General features: G+C 59.8%; 12 protein-coding genes. 10 read left to right on the top strand and 2 right to left on the bottom strand.

From position 1 onward, the window contains the following. The first annotated feature begins 162 nt into the window (after positions 1 to 162). The 7 genes from LNV08_RS10860 (at position 163) to LNV08_RS10890 (ending at position 7,684) form a co-directional block, all read left to right on the top strand. The gene (locus tag LNV08_RS10860) at positions 163 to 1,191 is read left to right on the top strand and encodes a porin (protein WP_263533724.1); all 1,029 of its coding nucleotides are present in this window, start codon (positions 163 to 165) and stop codon (positions 1,189 to 1,191) included. A gap of 192 nt (positions 1,192 to 1,383) precedes the next feature. After that, on the top strand, positions 1,384 to 2,625 hold the full coding sequence (locus tag LNV08_RS10865; protein ID WP_263533725.1) for a porin: 1,242 nt from the start codon (positions 1,384 to 1,386) through the stop codon (positions 2,623 to 2,625). 269 nt (positions 2,626 to 2,894) lie between these two features. Then, positions 2,895 to 3,548 (top strand): DUF3047 domain-containing protein, encoded by a 654-nt coding sequence (locus LNV08_RS10870; protein ID WP_263533726.1) that lies wholly within the window; start codon positions 2,895 to 2,897, stop codon positions 3,546 to 3,548. A gap of 191 nt (positions 3,549 to 3,739) precedes the next feature. Next, positions 3,740 to 4,717 (top strand): ABC transporter permease, encoded by a 978-nt coding sequence (locus LNV08_RS10875; protein ID WP_263533727.1) that lies wholly within the window; start codon positions 3,740 to 3,742, stop codon positions 4,715 to 4,717. Positions 4,718 to 4,763: 46 nt separating this feature from the next. Then, positions 4,764 to 5,699, top strand: coding sequence for an ABC transporter permease (locus tag LNV08_RS10880; RefSeq protein ID WP_263533728.1), 936 nt, complete (start codon positions 4,764 to 4,766; stop codon positions 5,697 to 5,699). A gap of 18 nt (positions 5,700 to 5,717) precedes the next feature. Beyond that, positions 5,718 to 6,701, top strand: coding sequence for an ABC transporter ATP-binding protein (locus tag LNV08_RS10885; RefSeq protein ID WP_263533729.1), 984 nt, complete (start codon positions 5,718 to 5,720; stop codon positions 6,699 to 6,701). Continuing rightward, entirely contained in the window at positions 6,698 to 7,684 is a 987-nt protein-coding gene (locus LNV08_RS10890) for an ABC transporter ATP-binding protein (protein WP_263533730.1), read from the top strand. Before LNV08_RS10885 ends, LNV08_RS10890 begins: the two co-directional genes overlap by 4 nt. Positions 7,685 to 7,691: 7 nt before the next feature. On the opposite strand, the gene lptM is transcribed toward LNV08_RS10890, so the two are convergent. Continuing rightward, entirely contained in the window at positions 7,692 to 7,901 is a 210-nt protein-coding gene (lptM, locus tag LNV08_RS23150; protein ID WP_414858719.1) for an LPS translocon maturation chaperone LptM, read from the bottom strand. A 57-nt stretch (positions 7,902 to 7,958) separates the two neighbouring features. Here lptM and cyaY point away from each other — a divergent pair, with 57 nt between their 5' ends. Beyond that, entirely contained in the window at positions 7,959 to 8,288 is a 330-nt protein-coding gene (gene cyaY, locus LNV08_RS10895; RefSeq protein ID WP_263534072.1) for an iron donor protein CyaY, read from the top strand. Here the strand turns inward: cyaY and LNV08_RS10900 are convergent. Then, a complete protein-coding gene (locus LNV08_RS10900) occupies positions 8,278 to 10,662 on the bottom strand; it encodes a penicillin-binding protein 1A (RefSeq protein WP_263533731.1) in 2,385 nt (794 codons plus the stop codon). The two genes, cyaY and LNV08_RS10900, sit on opposite strands and share 11 nt — an antisense overlap. A gap of 319 nt (positions 10,663 to 10,981) precedes the next feature. Here LNV08_RS10900 and LNV08_RS10905 point away from each other — a divergent pair, with 319 nt between their 5' ends. Continuing rightward, positions 10,982 to 12,019 (top strand): pilus assembly protein PilM, encoded by a 1,038-nt coding sequence (locus tag LNV08_RS10905; protein WP_263534073.1) that lies wholly within the window; start codon positions 10,982 to 10,984, stop codon positions 12,017 to 12,019. Continuing rightward, positions 12,016 to 12,675 (top strand): PilN domain-containing protein, encoded by a 660-nt coding sequence (locus LNV08_RS10910; protein WP_263533732.1) that lies wholly within the window; start codon positions 12,016 to 12,018, stop codon positions 12,673 to 12,675. Before LNV08_RS10905 ends, LNV08_RS10910 begins: the two co-directional genes overlap by 4 nt. Position 12,676: the final 1 nt, after the last annotated feature.

The raw sequence follows: 12,676 nt of genomic DNA on the forward strand, positions 1-12,676 counted from the left end.
TTTGTTGTGAGTCAACAACGCAAACCCTAGTTTTATCGGCCCTGTTGTCGAAAAGTGGCATTCATCTGGTGCAATACGGCAACTTCCGATGAAGGGAGTGGGTCCGGCGAGCGCTAAGTGGTGTTTGCAGATCGGCCCTTTTTGAACACTTAGGAGTATCGAATGAAGAAATCTATTGTTGCTTTGGCCGTACTCGGCTCGTTCGCTGGCGTCGCAGCTGCTCAATCGTCGGTGACCTTGTTCGGCGTGGTTGACGCTGCTATGCGTTACACCGATGCCAACGGCAAGAGCGTGTACAGCCTGGCTTCCGGTGGCAACACCACCAGCCGTTTCGGCGTGCGTGGCGTTGAAGACCTCGGCGGCGATCTGAAGGCTGGCTTCTGGCTGGAAGGCGCTGTTAACACTGACACCGGTGCAGCTGATTCCGCTTTCTGGGCTCGCCGCGCTACCGTCAGCCTGATCTCGGCCAGCATGGGCGAAGTGCGCCTGGGTCGTTTCAAGACCATCACCAAGATCACTGTTGAAGATTTCGATCCTGTCAGCGCCACTGGCCTGGGTTCGGTCTACAACCTGTACAGCACGCTGGGCGCGACTGGCCTGAACACAAGCCGCACCGACAACCAAGTGTCGTACTCCGCTCCAGCTAATCTGGGTGGTTTCTACGGCACGCTGGAAGCTTCGGCCGGCGAAGGCACGAATGAGTTGAACAAGAGCGTTGGTGGCCGCGTGGGCTACAAGGCTGGCGCGTTCAATGTGGCTGCTGCCTACACTGAGTTCGGCACCAACACGAAGTTCAAGTTCATGAGCTTGGGCGGTTCGTATGACTTCGGCATGGCCAAGGTCAGCGGTCTGTACTCGACCAACGAGTTTGGTGAGCACAGCCAAGACCTGTACACCATCGCCGTGACTGCACCTATCGGTGCCGGCTCGGTCTGGGCTTCGTACACCGACGCCAGCTACAGCAAGAGCAATGCCAAGACTGTTGCCGTTGCTGGTGACTCTTCGCAGCTGGCTGCTGGCTATGTGCACAACCTGTCCAAGCGCACTGCGCTGTACACGACCGTGTCTTACATCGACAACAAGGCCGGTGCTAGCTTCGGTGTCAACGGTACTGGCGCCAGTGCTAACCCTGCAGTCGTCAAGGACGGCCGTTCCGGCGGTGTCGACGTCGGCGTGCGTCACAGCTTCTAAGCAATACGGCTGATGGGCTTTCGGGCCTGTTGACCAGCAAGCCGCCTTCGGGCGGCTTTTTTGTGTCCGGTAGCAAAGCAAGTCACATGGGTGACAGGGTTAGCGCCTGTGGGTGTCGAGCAACACAGCCCCCTATGAGTCGATTGAATACTTCAAAATCAAGTCATTCGAATTTGATAACAGGAGACATCCATGAAGAAGACCTATCTCGCCCTCAGCTTGTTGGCTGCCAGCACTTCCGCCGCTTGGGCGCAGTCCAGCAGCGTGACGCTGTACGGCATCGTCGACGCCGGTGTGACTTACACCTCGGGTGTGCGTGGCGGCAATGTCACGCAGGTGGTCAGCGGCATCATGGACGGCTCCCGCCTGGGCGTGCGCGGCACCGAAGATCTGGGTGGCGGTTTTAGCGCCGGCTTCACCTTGGAAAATCGCCTTGAGGCCGACACCGGCGGAACCAGCAACCGCCCTGTCAGCGGTGGACAGCTGCCCGATCGCTTGAGTCAGGCCAAGCTGCTGGGCTTGCCGGCGGCATTGCAGCCCATTGTGAACGGCGTCGCTGCGAATCTCGGTAATAGCTTTGGCGTCAACGTCGCCAACAACTTCTGGGATCGGCAGGCCTTTGTTCGCCTGGTGACGCCGGTCGGTGCGGTATCCGCTGGCCGCCAGTACACGCCCGCTTATTTGATGCAGGCCGAGTTTGACATCATGCAAACCCAGTCCAGCCTGGCGGCGGGTCAAGTGGCCAGCTTCCCACCTGCGATCGACATCCGCCAGAGCAACTCGGTGCAATACGGCATTCAAACGGGCGGATTCACCGCGGCTGCCATGGTTGCTGCCGGAGAAGGGTCTGCTGCGCAGGGCCATTTCATGGGCCTGCTGAGCTACTACCGCTCGGATGCTTTCACCGTGGGTTTTGGCTATCAAGAGCGTGAAAACGAAAACGGCCAGAAGTCGCTGAAAAATCTTGTCGTCGGCGCATCTGCAGCATTGGGCCCGGGCAAGCTGAGCGCGATGTACATCACCGCCAAGGATGACAATCCTTCCGGCTTGGGTGGCATCCGCGCGTCTTTGCTGGCAAGTCCGTCCACGGCGCCTTTTGCCGGTTTGGTGTCGAATGCCTATATCAATGCCTTGAAGCAAGACTCGGTGTTGATGCACATTGGTTACAAGATGACGATGGGCGCGAATACCTTCTACACGGCGTATTCGAAGCTTGACGACAAGACGAAATCCAATGCCGATACCCAGTCTTACGGGGTTGCTTACACCTACTCCTTCTCCAAGCGCACCGATGTCAATATGGTGCTGACTCACTTCGACAATACCGGTCTGGGCCAGATGGCTCCTGGTGGCGCTGGCTTCTTGGGCGGCGTGACCACCAGTGCCGGTACCGATTCCAACAGCTTCGGCGTCGGCTTGCGTCACCGCTTCTGATCGTTTTTATCGCTGTATTTCGGGCGCGCTCAAGATGAGCGGCCTGTCTTGAAAAAGGGTCGCAGAGCGACCCTTTTCTTTTTTTAGGCAGATTTTTGGGGCGATCCCGGCCTTCGTATACTGTGCAAATGCCTGAGCAAAGCCCGCCGTCACCCTTATCGCTGAGGTCTTTTGGCCTATTGCTTGCCGCAGTCGGAATACTTCTGGCTTGTGCCTCGCCTGCGCCTCCACACATCAAGCCAATCGAGGCCTACGCTCCAGTCGAATCCATGCCGGAGGCGCTGGTGGATTGGTCGGCTAAAGAGTTGCCGGGCAAGCGCGTCACGCAGTATTCCTTGGCCAAGCGGGGTGGACAGGATTGTGTGTTGGCACAGGCCGCCGAATCCGTCAGCCTGTGGCGCCGTGAGCTGAAGATCGAACCCGAGCAGCTCGAGGCGGTGCAATTCGATTGGTGGATACATGCACTGGACGCGCGCTCATCGGTCCAAGAGGCTGACACCGATGACGCGCCGGCGCGCCTGCTTTTGGGCTTTGCTGGCGATGAAGGCAGCTTGTCCTTGCGTAACCGCATGCAGTTCGAGTTGGTGCAGACCCTGACCGGTGAGGCGCCTCCGTTTGCGACGCTGATGTATGTATGGGATGCCCATGCCGCGCCGGAGACGGTGCTGATCAGCACGCGCAGCGACCGCGTTCGAAAGATTGTCGTCGGCTCCGGCGAGGGTGGGCGAGGAACTTGGCAACGTCTGCGGCGCAATGTGCGTGCCGACTATATGAAGGCTTTTGGCGAGGAGCCCGGTCGGCTCACCTCAATGGCTATGATGACCGACGGCGACAATACACGCAGTCGCGCCGAAGCCTGTTACGGCAATATTCTGTTGCTGGATGCCCATCAGCAGGCGCTCAAGGGGAGCTTGCAATTTTGATCTCACGCAGGCTCATTAGACTGCTCTAAGGGCTTACCCGTTTGTGGCGAGGTACGCTCTTCGCCATCATGTGGTAGCTTTTCCTTTGCGCCGGTTTTAAAGCCGGCGCACGCTTGGCTCTACTCCTATAGTCTTCTTGGCCGCCCGCGATTGCGTCGCTCGTCGGGCAGCCACCGGTCCATGCACAACCCATGCTAGTTTTCATTCTCAGACGCCTTGCCCAAGCCATCATTGTGATGTTGACGGTGGCTTTTATCGCCTTCATGTTGTTTCAGTATGTGGGCGACCCGGTGACTAATTTACTCGGGCAAGACGCGACCGAGGAACAGCGCGTGGCCCTGCGCCATGACCTCGGTCTCGACGCGCCGTTCCCGGTCCAGTTCGCCCGCTTCATCGGCAATGCGCTGCAGGGCGAGTTCGGGCTCAGCCTTCGTCAGGGTCGCAAGGTCTCCAGCTTGATCGTCGAGCGTTTCCCTGCAACCTTGGAGTTATCGATGGTGGCCGGTCTGATTGCACTTGGCGTAGGCATTCCGCTGGGCGTTTATGCGGCCCTAAGGCGTGGCCGGGCCAGCTCGCAGTTGCTGATGATGTTCTCGCTTTTGGGCGTTTCGCTGCCGACCTTTTTGATCGGCATCTTGCTGATCCTGGTCTTCGCGGTCTGGCTGAAATGGTTGCCCAGCTTCGGGCGCGGTGACGTGACCGCGTTCGGCACTTGGACCACCGGCCTGCTGACCGCTGACGGCCTGCGTCACGTCTTGCTGCCGGCGATCACGCTGTCGGTGTTTCAGCTGACCTTGATCATGCGTTTGGTCCGTGCGGAGATGTTGGAGGTACTGCGCACCGACTACATCAAGTTCGCGCGGGCACGCGGCTTGAGCAATCGCAGTGTCTACTTCGGCCATGCGCTGAAGAACACCTTGGTGCCGGTGATCACCATCACGGGCCTGCAGCTCGGCTCCTTGATTGCTTTCGCCATCATCACCGAGACCGTGTTCCAGTGGCCGGGCATGGGGCTGCTCTTCATTCAGGCGGTGCAGTTCGCCGACATCCCGGTGATGGCGGCCTATCTGTGCCTGATCTCCTTCATTTTCGTGACCATCAACCTGCTGGTTGACTTGCTCTATTTCGCGGTCGACCCGCGTTTGCGTGTCGAAGGCAAGGCGCATTGATGATGTCACCCGCCAAACCCCGTCTTCTTGCCGAGTTTCTTCACGCATGAGTTCTCTTTCTTCGACTGCTGCGCCGGGTGCGCTGAGCCGTTTTTTTGCAGGCGACGTCTGGCATTCTTTCCGCTCGTCGCCGGTGGCGATGATGGCGGCGGTGATTGCCTTTGTTTGCATTTTCTGTGCGCTGTTTGCGGAATTCATTGCCCCGCACAACCCCTTTGATTTGGCTTCGCTGGAATTGATGGATGCGCGCCTGCCACCCGCTTGGATGGAAGGCGGCAGCAGCAAATACCTGCTCGGCACCGATGATCAGGGGCGCGATTTGCTCTCGGCGCTGATGTATGGCGCGCGCATCTCTCTGTTCGTCGGCTTTGCCTCGGTGCTGCTGTCGATGACGATTGGCGTTGGCTTGGGTCTGCTGTCGGGCTTTGTGGGCGGCAAGGTCGATGCCTTCATCATGCGCATCTGCGATGTGATGCTGTCCTTTCCGTCCATCTTGATCGCCTTGCTGATCGACGGCGTCGGCCGCGCGATGTTCCCGAACGCGCATGACAGCTTGGCTTTTTTGGTCCTGATTCTGGCGATCTCGTTGACCGGTTGGGTGCAGTACGCGCGCACGGTGCGAGGCACGACCATGGTGGAGCGCAACAAGGAATATGTGCAGGCGGCCCGCGTGATCGGCGTGGCGCCTGGGCGCATCATGCGCCGCCATGTCTTGCCCAATGTCCTGGGCCCGGTGCTGGTGTTGGCGACCATTCAAGTGGCGGCCGCCATCATCACCGAGGCTACGCTGTCATTTCTCGGTGTCGGTGTGCCACCGACCAGCCCCTCGCTGGGGACCTTGATCCGCGTTGGCAATGACTTCTTGTTCTCGGGCGAATGGTGGATCACCATCTGGCCCGGCGCCATGCTGGTGCTGATCGCGCTGAGCGTGAACCTGCTTGGCGACTGGCTGCGCGATGCGCTCAACCCTCGCCTGCGTTGATAGATAACTCCTTCCCTCATGACCCAAGCTCTTCTTGAAGTCCGCCATCTGCGGGTCGAATTCCCCACCCGCCACGGCACTTTGCTGGCGCTGGATGACATCAGTTTCGATATTGCGCCGGGCGAGATCCTGGGCGTGGTGGGGGAGTCCGGTGCGGGCAAGTCACTGACCGGCGCGGCCATCATCGGCCTGCTCGACCCACCTGGCCGTATCGCCTCGGGCGAGATCCTGCTTGAAGGCCGGCGCATCGACAACTTGCCTTACGACGAGATGCGCAAGATCCGTGGCCGCCAGATCGGTGCCATTTTTCAGGACCCGCTGACCTCGCTGAATCCGCTCTACACGGTCGGGCGTCAGCTGATCGAAACCATCACCACGCACTTGAACTTGAGTGAAGCGCAGGCGCGCAAACGTGCCATCGAGCTGCTGGAGCAAACCGGTATACCTGCGGCGGAAGCGCGCATCGACCAGTACCCGCATCAGTTCTCGGGCGGCATGCGTCAGCGGGTGGTGATCGCGCTGGCGCTGGCCGGCAGCCCGAAGTTGATCGTCGCGGATGAGCCGACCACCGCCCTGGACGTATCCATCCAGGCACAGATCATTGCTCTGCTCAAACGCGTCTGCAAAGAGCAGGGCGCAGCGGTGATGCTGGTCACGCACGATATGGGCGTGATCGCCGAGACTTGCGACCGGGTGGCCGTGCTCTATGCCGGCCGGGTCGCCGAAATCGGGCCGGTGCACAGTGTCATCCATAAGCCTGCCCACCCCTATACCGCCGGCCTGATGGGTGCCATCCCTGTGATGGACGAGGACCGCGAGCGCTTGTTGCAGATTGACGGCGCGATGCCGCGCCTGAACGCGATTCCAAAGGGCTGCGCCTACAACCCGCGTTGTCCGCAGGTGTTCGATCGCTGCCGGGTCGAACGGCCGGAGCTGACTATCGTTGGTGACACCGGTGCCGCTTGCTGGCTGCACAGCGCAACTCAAGGAGTAGCAGTATGAGCGCGCCCTTGGTTGAGGTGAAGGACCTGGCGAAGATTTTCGATGTTTCGCCGCCCTGGTTGAACCGCGTGATCGAGCGCAAGCCCCGCCAGTTTGTGCATGCGGTGGACGGCATCAGCTTCAGCATCGAGCGCGGCAAGACGCTGGCCCTGGTGGGTGAGTCGGGCTGCGGCAAGAGCACGGTGGCGCGGCTGCTGGTGGGCTTGTATGAGCCGACCCGAGGCACGGTGGTGTTTGACGGCATTGATACCGCTAAGACGCTGGCCTCAAGCGGTGCCCTGGCCCTGCGCCGGCGCATGCAGATGATTTTCCAGGACCCTTACGCGTCTTTGAATCCGCGCTGGAAGGTTCAAGACATCGTGGCCGAGCCGCTGCGTGAGCATGGCTTGGTGGCGGGCTTGGAGGCGCAGCGAGCGCGGGTCGGCGAACTGCTGACTTCGGTCGGTTTGTCGCCACTGGACCGCGAGAAGTTCCCGCATCAATTCTCCGGTGGTCAGCGGCAGCGCATTTCGATCGCGCGCGCGCTGGCGACGCAGCCCGAGTTCTTGGTCTGCGATGAGCCGACTTCGGCGCTCGACGTGTCGGTGCAGGCGCAGGTGCTCAACATCATGAAGGACTTGCAGCGCAGCAATGGGCTGACTTATCTCTTCATCTCGCACAATCTGGCGGTGGTGCGGCATGTGGCGGATCAGGTCGGCGTGATGTATCTCGGCCGCTTGGTCGAGTTGGCCGACAAGGCCGAGCTATTCGCTCGGCCGCGACATCCCTACACGCGCATGTTGCTGGATGCGATTCCCGACATCCATATGACGGGCCGGGCGCGCACGCCGGTACAGGGCGAAGTGCCCAATCCGCTCAATCCGCCGAGTGGCTGCAGTTTTCACCCGCGCTGCCCGCTGGCGACCGAGCGCTGCAAGCTAGAGCGCCCGCTGATGCGTCAGTTCAAGGGTGTGTCGGTCGCTTGCCACGAGGCCAGCGCTTAAGCCTTCTTCAAGGCTTTGCCGGGCTGGCCGCTGCCGAGGCCGCCGGCGCCGGCTCGGGCAGGCGCAGCGGGCCCTTTTGACCGCAGCCCTGTAGCAAGGCCGAACATGCCAGCAGAGTCAGCAGCAGGGCGGCCGGCTGGCGTCGTTTTGACCCTGTACGCGCAACGGCCAAGTTTGGCGGGAATACACTGACCAGCATCTTGTACGTTTTCATCATTGCGGAAGTTTATCGCCCATGTCTGCTCCTACCCCATCAACGCCTCCGGCCACGCCACTGACTGACGTCGAGTACCTTGCCAAAACGCGGGCGATGCTGGATCACATTGAGGCCAAAATTGACGAATGGCTGGACAGTGATGTGATCGATATCGATAGTCATCGCAGCGGTGGTTTGCTGGAGTTGAGTCTGCCGGGCGGCAGCAAGATCATTCTCAACACCCAGGCCCCCTTGCAGGAACTGTGGATGGCCGCACGCGCGGGCGGCTTCCACTTTCGCTTTGTGGACGGGCTGTGGCTGGACACCAAAACCGGCGCCGAGTTTCTCAGCATGCTTGCCGCCCAGGCCAGCGCCCAAGGCGGTAAGCCGCTGAACTTCAGCGTTTGAACATATCGAGAATGCTTTTCTTCTCGTCTTCGCCGGCTGCTTTGGGTAGGTGAGCCTCGTCGTCACTGAGTGCAGGCACGCCATCTTTGCCGCTGAATTCGTCGAAGTACCACTCGCCGTTGACGTTCAACACACCTTCGGGCGCCGAGGGTTCTGAAACCGCCACGCCGCGCAGCGCAAAGCCCATGTATTCGATCCAGATCGGCAGCGACAAGCCGCCGCCGGTCTCGCGGTCACCTAGCTTGCGTGGCTGGTCGTAGCCAATCCAGACCACCGCCACCACTTCTTTTTGGTAGCCGGCAAACCAGGCGTCCATCGAGTCATTGGTGGTGCCGGTTTTGCCATAGATGTCTGGGCGCTTGAGCTGCGCCTGCGCCTTGGCGGCGGTGCCGCTGCGCGTCACTTCTTGCAGCAAGCTGGTCATCAAGAAGGCGTTTCTTGCTTCAATCGCCCGCGACTCTTCGCCCAGTTGGGTGGGCGGCGCCTCGAACAGCACCCGGCCCTTGTTGTCCGTCAACTTGGCGATCAGTTGCGGCGCGACCCGGTAGCCGCCGTTGGCGAACACCGCATAGCCCTGCGCCATCTGCATCGGTGTGACCGAGCCCGCTCCGAGCGCCATCGTCAAATAGGCCGGGTGCTTCTCTGCCTCGAAACCAAAGCGAGTCAGCCATTGCTGGGCAAAGCCGACGCCGATCGAATTGAGGATGCGGATCGAGACCATGTTCTTGGACTTGGCCAGGGCCCGGCGCAAGGGCATGGCGCCCTCGAAGGTGCCGTCATAGTTCTTCGGTTCCCAAGGCTGGCTGCCGGTGGTGGACGCGCTGAAAAACAGCGGCGCGTCGTTGACCACGGTGCTTGGCGTGAAGCCTTTTTCCAGCGCTGCGGAATAGATGAAGGGCTTGAAGCTGGAGCCGGGTTGGCGCCAGGCCTGCGTCACATGGTTGAATTTGTTCTTGGCGTAGTCGAAACCTCCGACCATCGCGCGGATGCGTCCGTCGCGCGGGTCCATGGCAACAAAGGCGCCTTCAACCTCGGGCAATTGCGTGATCGTCCATTCATCCTTGCCGCCTTTGGTGGACTTGATGACGCGAATCACGGCGCCGCGGCGAATGCGGGTCTTGGGGTTGCCTTTGTCGCTTAAGCCCGAGGTCGCGGGTTTGAGGCCTTCACCGCTCAGCGTCAGGGTTTCGCCACTTTGCAGCGCTGCAACGACCTTGCGGGGGTCGGCTTCAAGCACCACAGCGGCCAACAACTCGTCATTGGCCGGATGGTCCGCCAAGGCTTCGGCGACACGCACGTCGAGGGCCTTGGGGTCTTTGGGCAGATCAATATAGGCTTCGGGTCCACGGTAGACTTGGCGGCGCTCGAAATCCATGATGCCGCGGCGCAGCGCCCGGTAAGCAGCTGTCTGTTCGTCTGAGCGCAGAGTCAAGTAGACGTTCAAGCCGCGCGTGTAAGCCTCGTCACCGTACTGGTTGAACATCAACATGCGCGCGGCCTCGGCGACATACTCAGCATGCTGCGGCGATTCACTGATCGGCTTAAAGACCAGTTTTTCGGCCTTGGCAGCGTCGCGTTGCTCTTCGGTGATGAAGCCGTTCTCCAGCATCCGCTCGATGATGTATTGCTGGCGGATGGTGGCGCGCTTGAGGTTGTTGATTGGGTTGTAGGCGGACGGCGCCTTGGGAAGCCCGGCCAACATCGCGGCTTCCGCGACCGAGATGTCGCGCAGCGGCTTGCCGAAATAGACCTCGCTGGCTGCAGCGAAACCGTAGGCCCGGTGCCCCAGAAAAATCTGGTTCATATAGATCTCGAGAATCTCATCCTTGCTGAGCGCGTTCTCGATTTTCAGCGACAGCAAAATCTCGTAGATCTTGCGGGTCAAGGTCTTCTCGGTCGAGAGATAGAAATTGCGCGCCACCTGCATCGTGATCGTCGATGCGCCCTGGCTGCGCGACTCGCCAAAATTTGCCATTCCGGCGCGAATGACGCCCAGATAGTCGACGCCGCCATGCTGATAAAAGCGCGCGTCCTCAATCGCCAGCACGGCATCCTGCATGCGCTTGGGAATCTCTTTGATGGTCAGGAAGTTGCGGCGCTCCTCGCCAAACTCCCCCAGCAAAACGCCGTCGCGGGACAAGATGCGCATGGGCAGCTTGGGCCGGTAGTCGGTCAAGCCGCTGATGTCGGGAAGGTTCGGGTAGGCCATCGCCAGCGCCAGGGCGATCAGCAGCAGCCCCGAAAACACGGCGGCCAGCGTCAAACCAATCAGCCAAGAAACCGTGCGGCCAAGGACGGACAAGGCGGTGCGCCGGTGTACGGGTGGAGTCTCGGACGTGGAAGTTCGAGGGGCAGTCTTTTTGGCTTCGCTCATGGGCCTCCGCATTGGGTCGGCGGATTATAGAAAGCTCGCCCGGCAGTTCCCTGCAGCTCGGTGAAATGTCGGTGCGAATGGGTCGATTTGCTGTTGTTTTGCTCAAGCTCTCGTTTCCCCCGCTTTTTCGGCCCTTCAGGCCGGCCGGAAGGCGTGTATGTTTCGCAACGTGGCGTTACTTGCTGTGACCTTGTTTCCGTAGGGCTCCAAGGTCTTTGCTGCTAGCATTCAAATAACTTATTAATAGTCCGGCGATAAACGTTGGGGGATTCACGTCGTGGGAATACTTGACGTCTTGAAAGGCCGTAAACATCCGGCCATGATTGGCCTCGATATCAGTTCGTCCAGTGTCAAATTGGTCGAGTTGGGGCGCAACGCCAGCGGCGAAATGGTGCTGGAACGTTTTGCGACCGAGCCGTTCGAGAAAGGCTGGATTACCGACGGCCAGATCGAGAAATTCGATGAAGTGGCCGACGCGGTGCGCCGCGTCGTGGCCCGCAGTGGCAGCAAAACCCGCGATGCGGTGTTGGCGATGCCGCAGTCCGCCGTCATTACCAAGAAGATCATGTTGCCGGCCGGTTTACGTGATGAGGAGTTGGAGATTCAGGTTGAGGCCGAAGCCAACCAATACATTCCTTTCTCACTTGATGAGGTCAGTCTGGACTTTTGTGTGATCGGCCCCAGTCCTACCTCCGTCGGCGATGTTGAGGTCTTGATCGCGGCTTCACGCAAAGATCGGGTGCAAGACCGCCAAGGTCTGGCTGAGGCTGCGGGCCTGCGGCCGGTGATTCTGGATATCGAATCGCACGCTTCGCGCATGGCGATGGGCCGCTTGATTGCCAATCTGCCGAATGAAGGTAAAGATGCTTTGGTGGCTTTGTTTGAGATCGGCGCCGATACGACCAGCCTTAAGGTCTTGCGCGACGACGAAATGTTGTACGACCGTGACCAGGCTTTCGGCGGCTCGCAGCTGACGCAGCTGATTTCGCGTCAATATGGTTTTTCTTTCGAAGAAGCCGAGCAAAAGAAACTCAACAACGATTTGCCCGAGGACTTCAGCACGGCGGTTTTGAATCCCTTTGTTGATAGCCTCTCGCAAGAAATTGGCCGTGCCTTGCAGTATTTCTTCACCAGCACGCCTCACCATAAAGTGCATTACGTGATGCTGGCCGGCGGCACGGCGACGCTGTCGGGCTTGAAGGAGCGCGTCACCGAGTTGACGGGTTTCGCCTGCATGGTGGTCAATCCTTTTGAGAATATGGCGCTGGGTGCGCTGATTCGTGAACCTAAATTGCGCCGTGAAGCGCCGGCCTATTTGACGGCTTGCGGCTTGGCCATGCGGAGGTTCTTCCAGTGATTCTGATCAACCTGCTTCCTTACCGGGAAGAAAAGCGCAAACGTCGCAAGGCCGCGTTCTTTGTCGGGCTTGGTGTCGCAGCCGCAGTCGGCGCCGCCATCGTGGCTGCTGCCTATATGCTGGTGCAGCATATGACCTCGGAGCAGCAGCGCCGTAATGAGTTCTTGAGGGTGGAGATCGGTCGGCTTGACGATCAGATCAAAGATATTGCCAATTTACGCTCTGAGATCGAATCGCTAAAGTCTCGTCAACGGGCGGTCGAGGATTTGCAGACTGATCGCAATACGCCGGTGCAATTGTTGAACGAGTTGGCTCGCCACACGCCCGAGGGCGTTTACTTGACCTCGATTCGGCAAGCCGACAAGGTCGTCACCATCACCGGCATCGCGCAAACCAATGAGCGCGTGTCTGAGTTCTTGCGCAATACCTCGCGCAATTCAGAATGGCTGGATAAGCCTGAACTGGTCGAAATCAAGGTGGCGAATTTGAGTACCAACAGCCGCGATCAGAAGCGTTTGTACGATTTCTCGATGCGGGTTTCGATCAAGGAGCCGAACCGCGAAGCAGGTGGCAAGCCCGGTGCGCCAGGTTCGTCGGCTTCGGGTGCGGCAGGTATGTCGGCTGCAGCGAGCCCGCTCGCGCCCAACCAGTCCTGAG

The sequence above is a fragment of the Paucibacter sp. TC2R-5 genome, from assembly GCF_025717605.1.
GTDB classification, from domain to species: domain Bacteria; phylum Pseudomonadota; class Gammaproteobacteria; order Burkholderiales; family Burkholderiaceae_C; genus Paucibacter_A; species Paucibacter_A albus.

What these genes read in the sequence shown, in the direction of transcription:
- LNV08_RS10875 (WP_263533727.1), top strand. Translation starts at nt 3,740, where the DNA reads ATGCTAGTTTTCATTCTCAGACGCCTTGCCCAAGCCATCATTGTGATG.
- LNV08_RS10880 (WP_263533728.1), top strand. Translation starts at nt 4,764, where the DNA reads ATGAGTTCTCTTTCTTCGACTGCTGCGCCGGGTGCGCTGAGCCGTTTT.
- LNV08_RS10890 (WP_263533730.1), top strand. Translation starts at nt 6,698, where the DNA reads ATGAGCGCGCCCTTGGTTGAGGTGAAGGACCTGGCGAAGATTTTCGAT.
- LNV08_RS10860 (WP_263533724.1), top strand. Translation starts at nt 163, where the DNA reads ATGAAGAAATCTATTGTTGCTTTGGCCGTACTCGGCTCGTTCGCTGGC.
- LNV08_RS10885 (WP_263533729.1), top strand. Translation starts at nt 5,718, where the DNA reads ATGACCCAAGCTCTTCTTGAAGTCCGCCATCTGCGGGTCGAATTCCCC.
- LNV08_RS10865 (WP_263533725.1), top strand. Translation starts at nt 1,384, where the DNA reads ATGAAGAAGACCTATCTCGCCCTCAGCTTGTTGGCTGCCAGCACTTCC.
- lptM (WP_414858719.1), bottom strand. Translation starts at nt 7,901, where the DNA reads ATGATGAAAACGTACAAGATGCTGGTCAGTGTATTCCCGCCAAACTTG.
- LNV08_RS10900 (WP_263533731.1), bottom strand. Translation starts at nt 10,662, where the DNA reads ATGAGCGAAGCCAAAAAGACTGCCCCTCGAACTTCCACGTCCGAGACT.
- LNV08_RS10905 (WP_263534073.1), top strand. Translation starts at nt 10,982, where the DNA reads ATGATTGGCCTCGATATCAGTTCGTCCAGTGTCAAATTGGTCGAGTTG.
- LNV08_RS10870 (WP_263533726.1), top strand. Translation starts at nt 2,895, where the DNA reads ATGCCGGAGGCGCTGGTGGATTGGTCGGCTAAAGAGTTGCCGGGCAAG.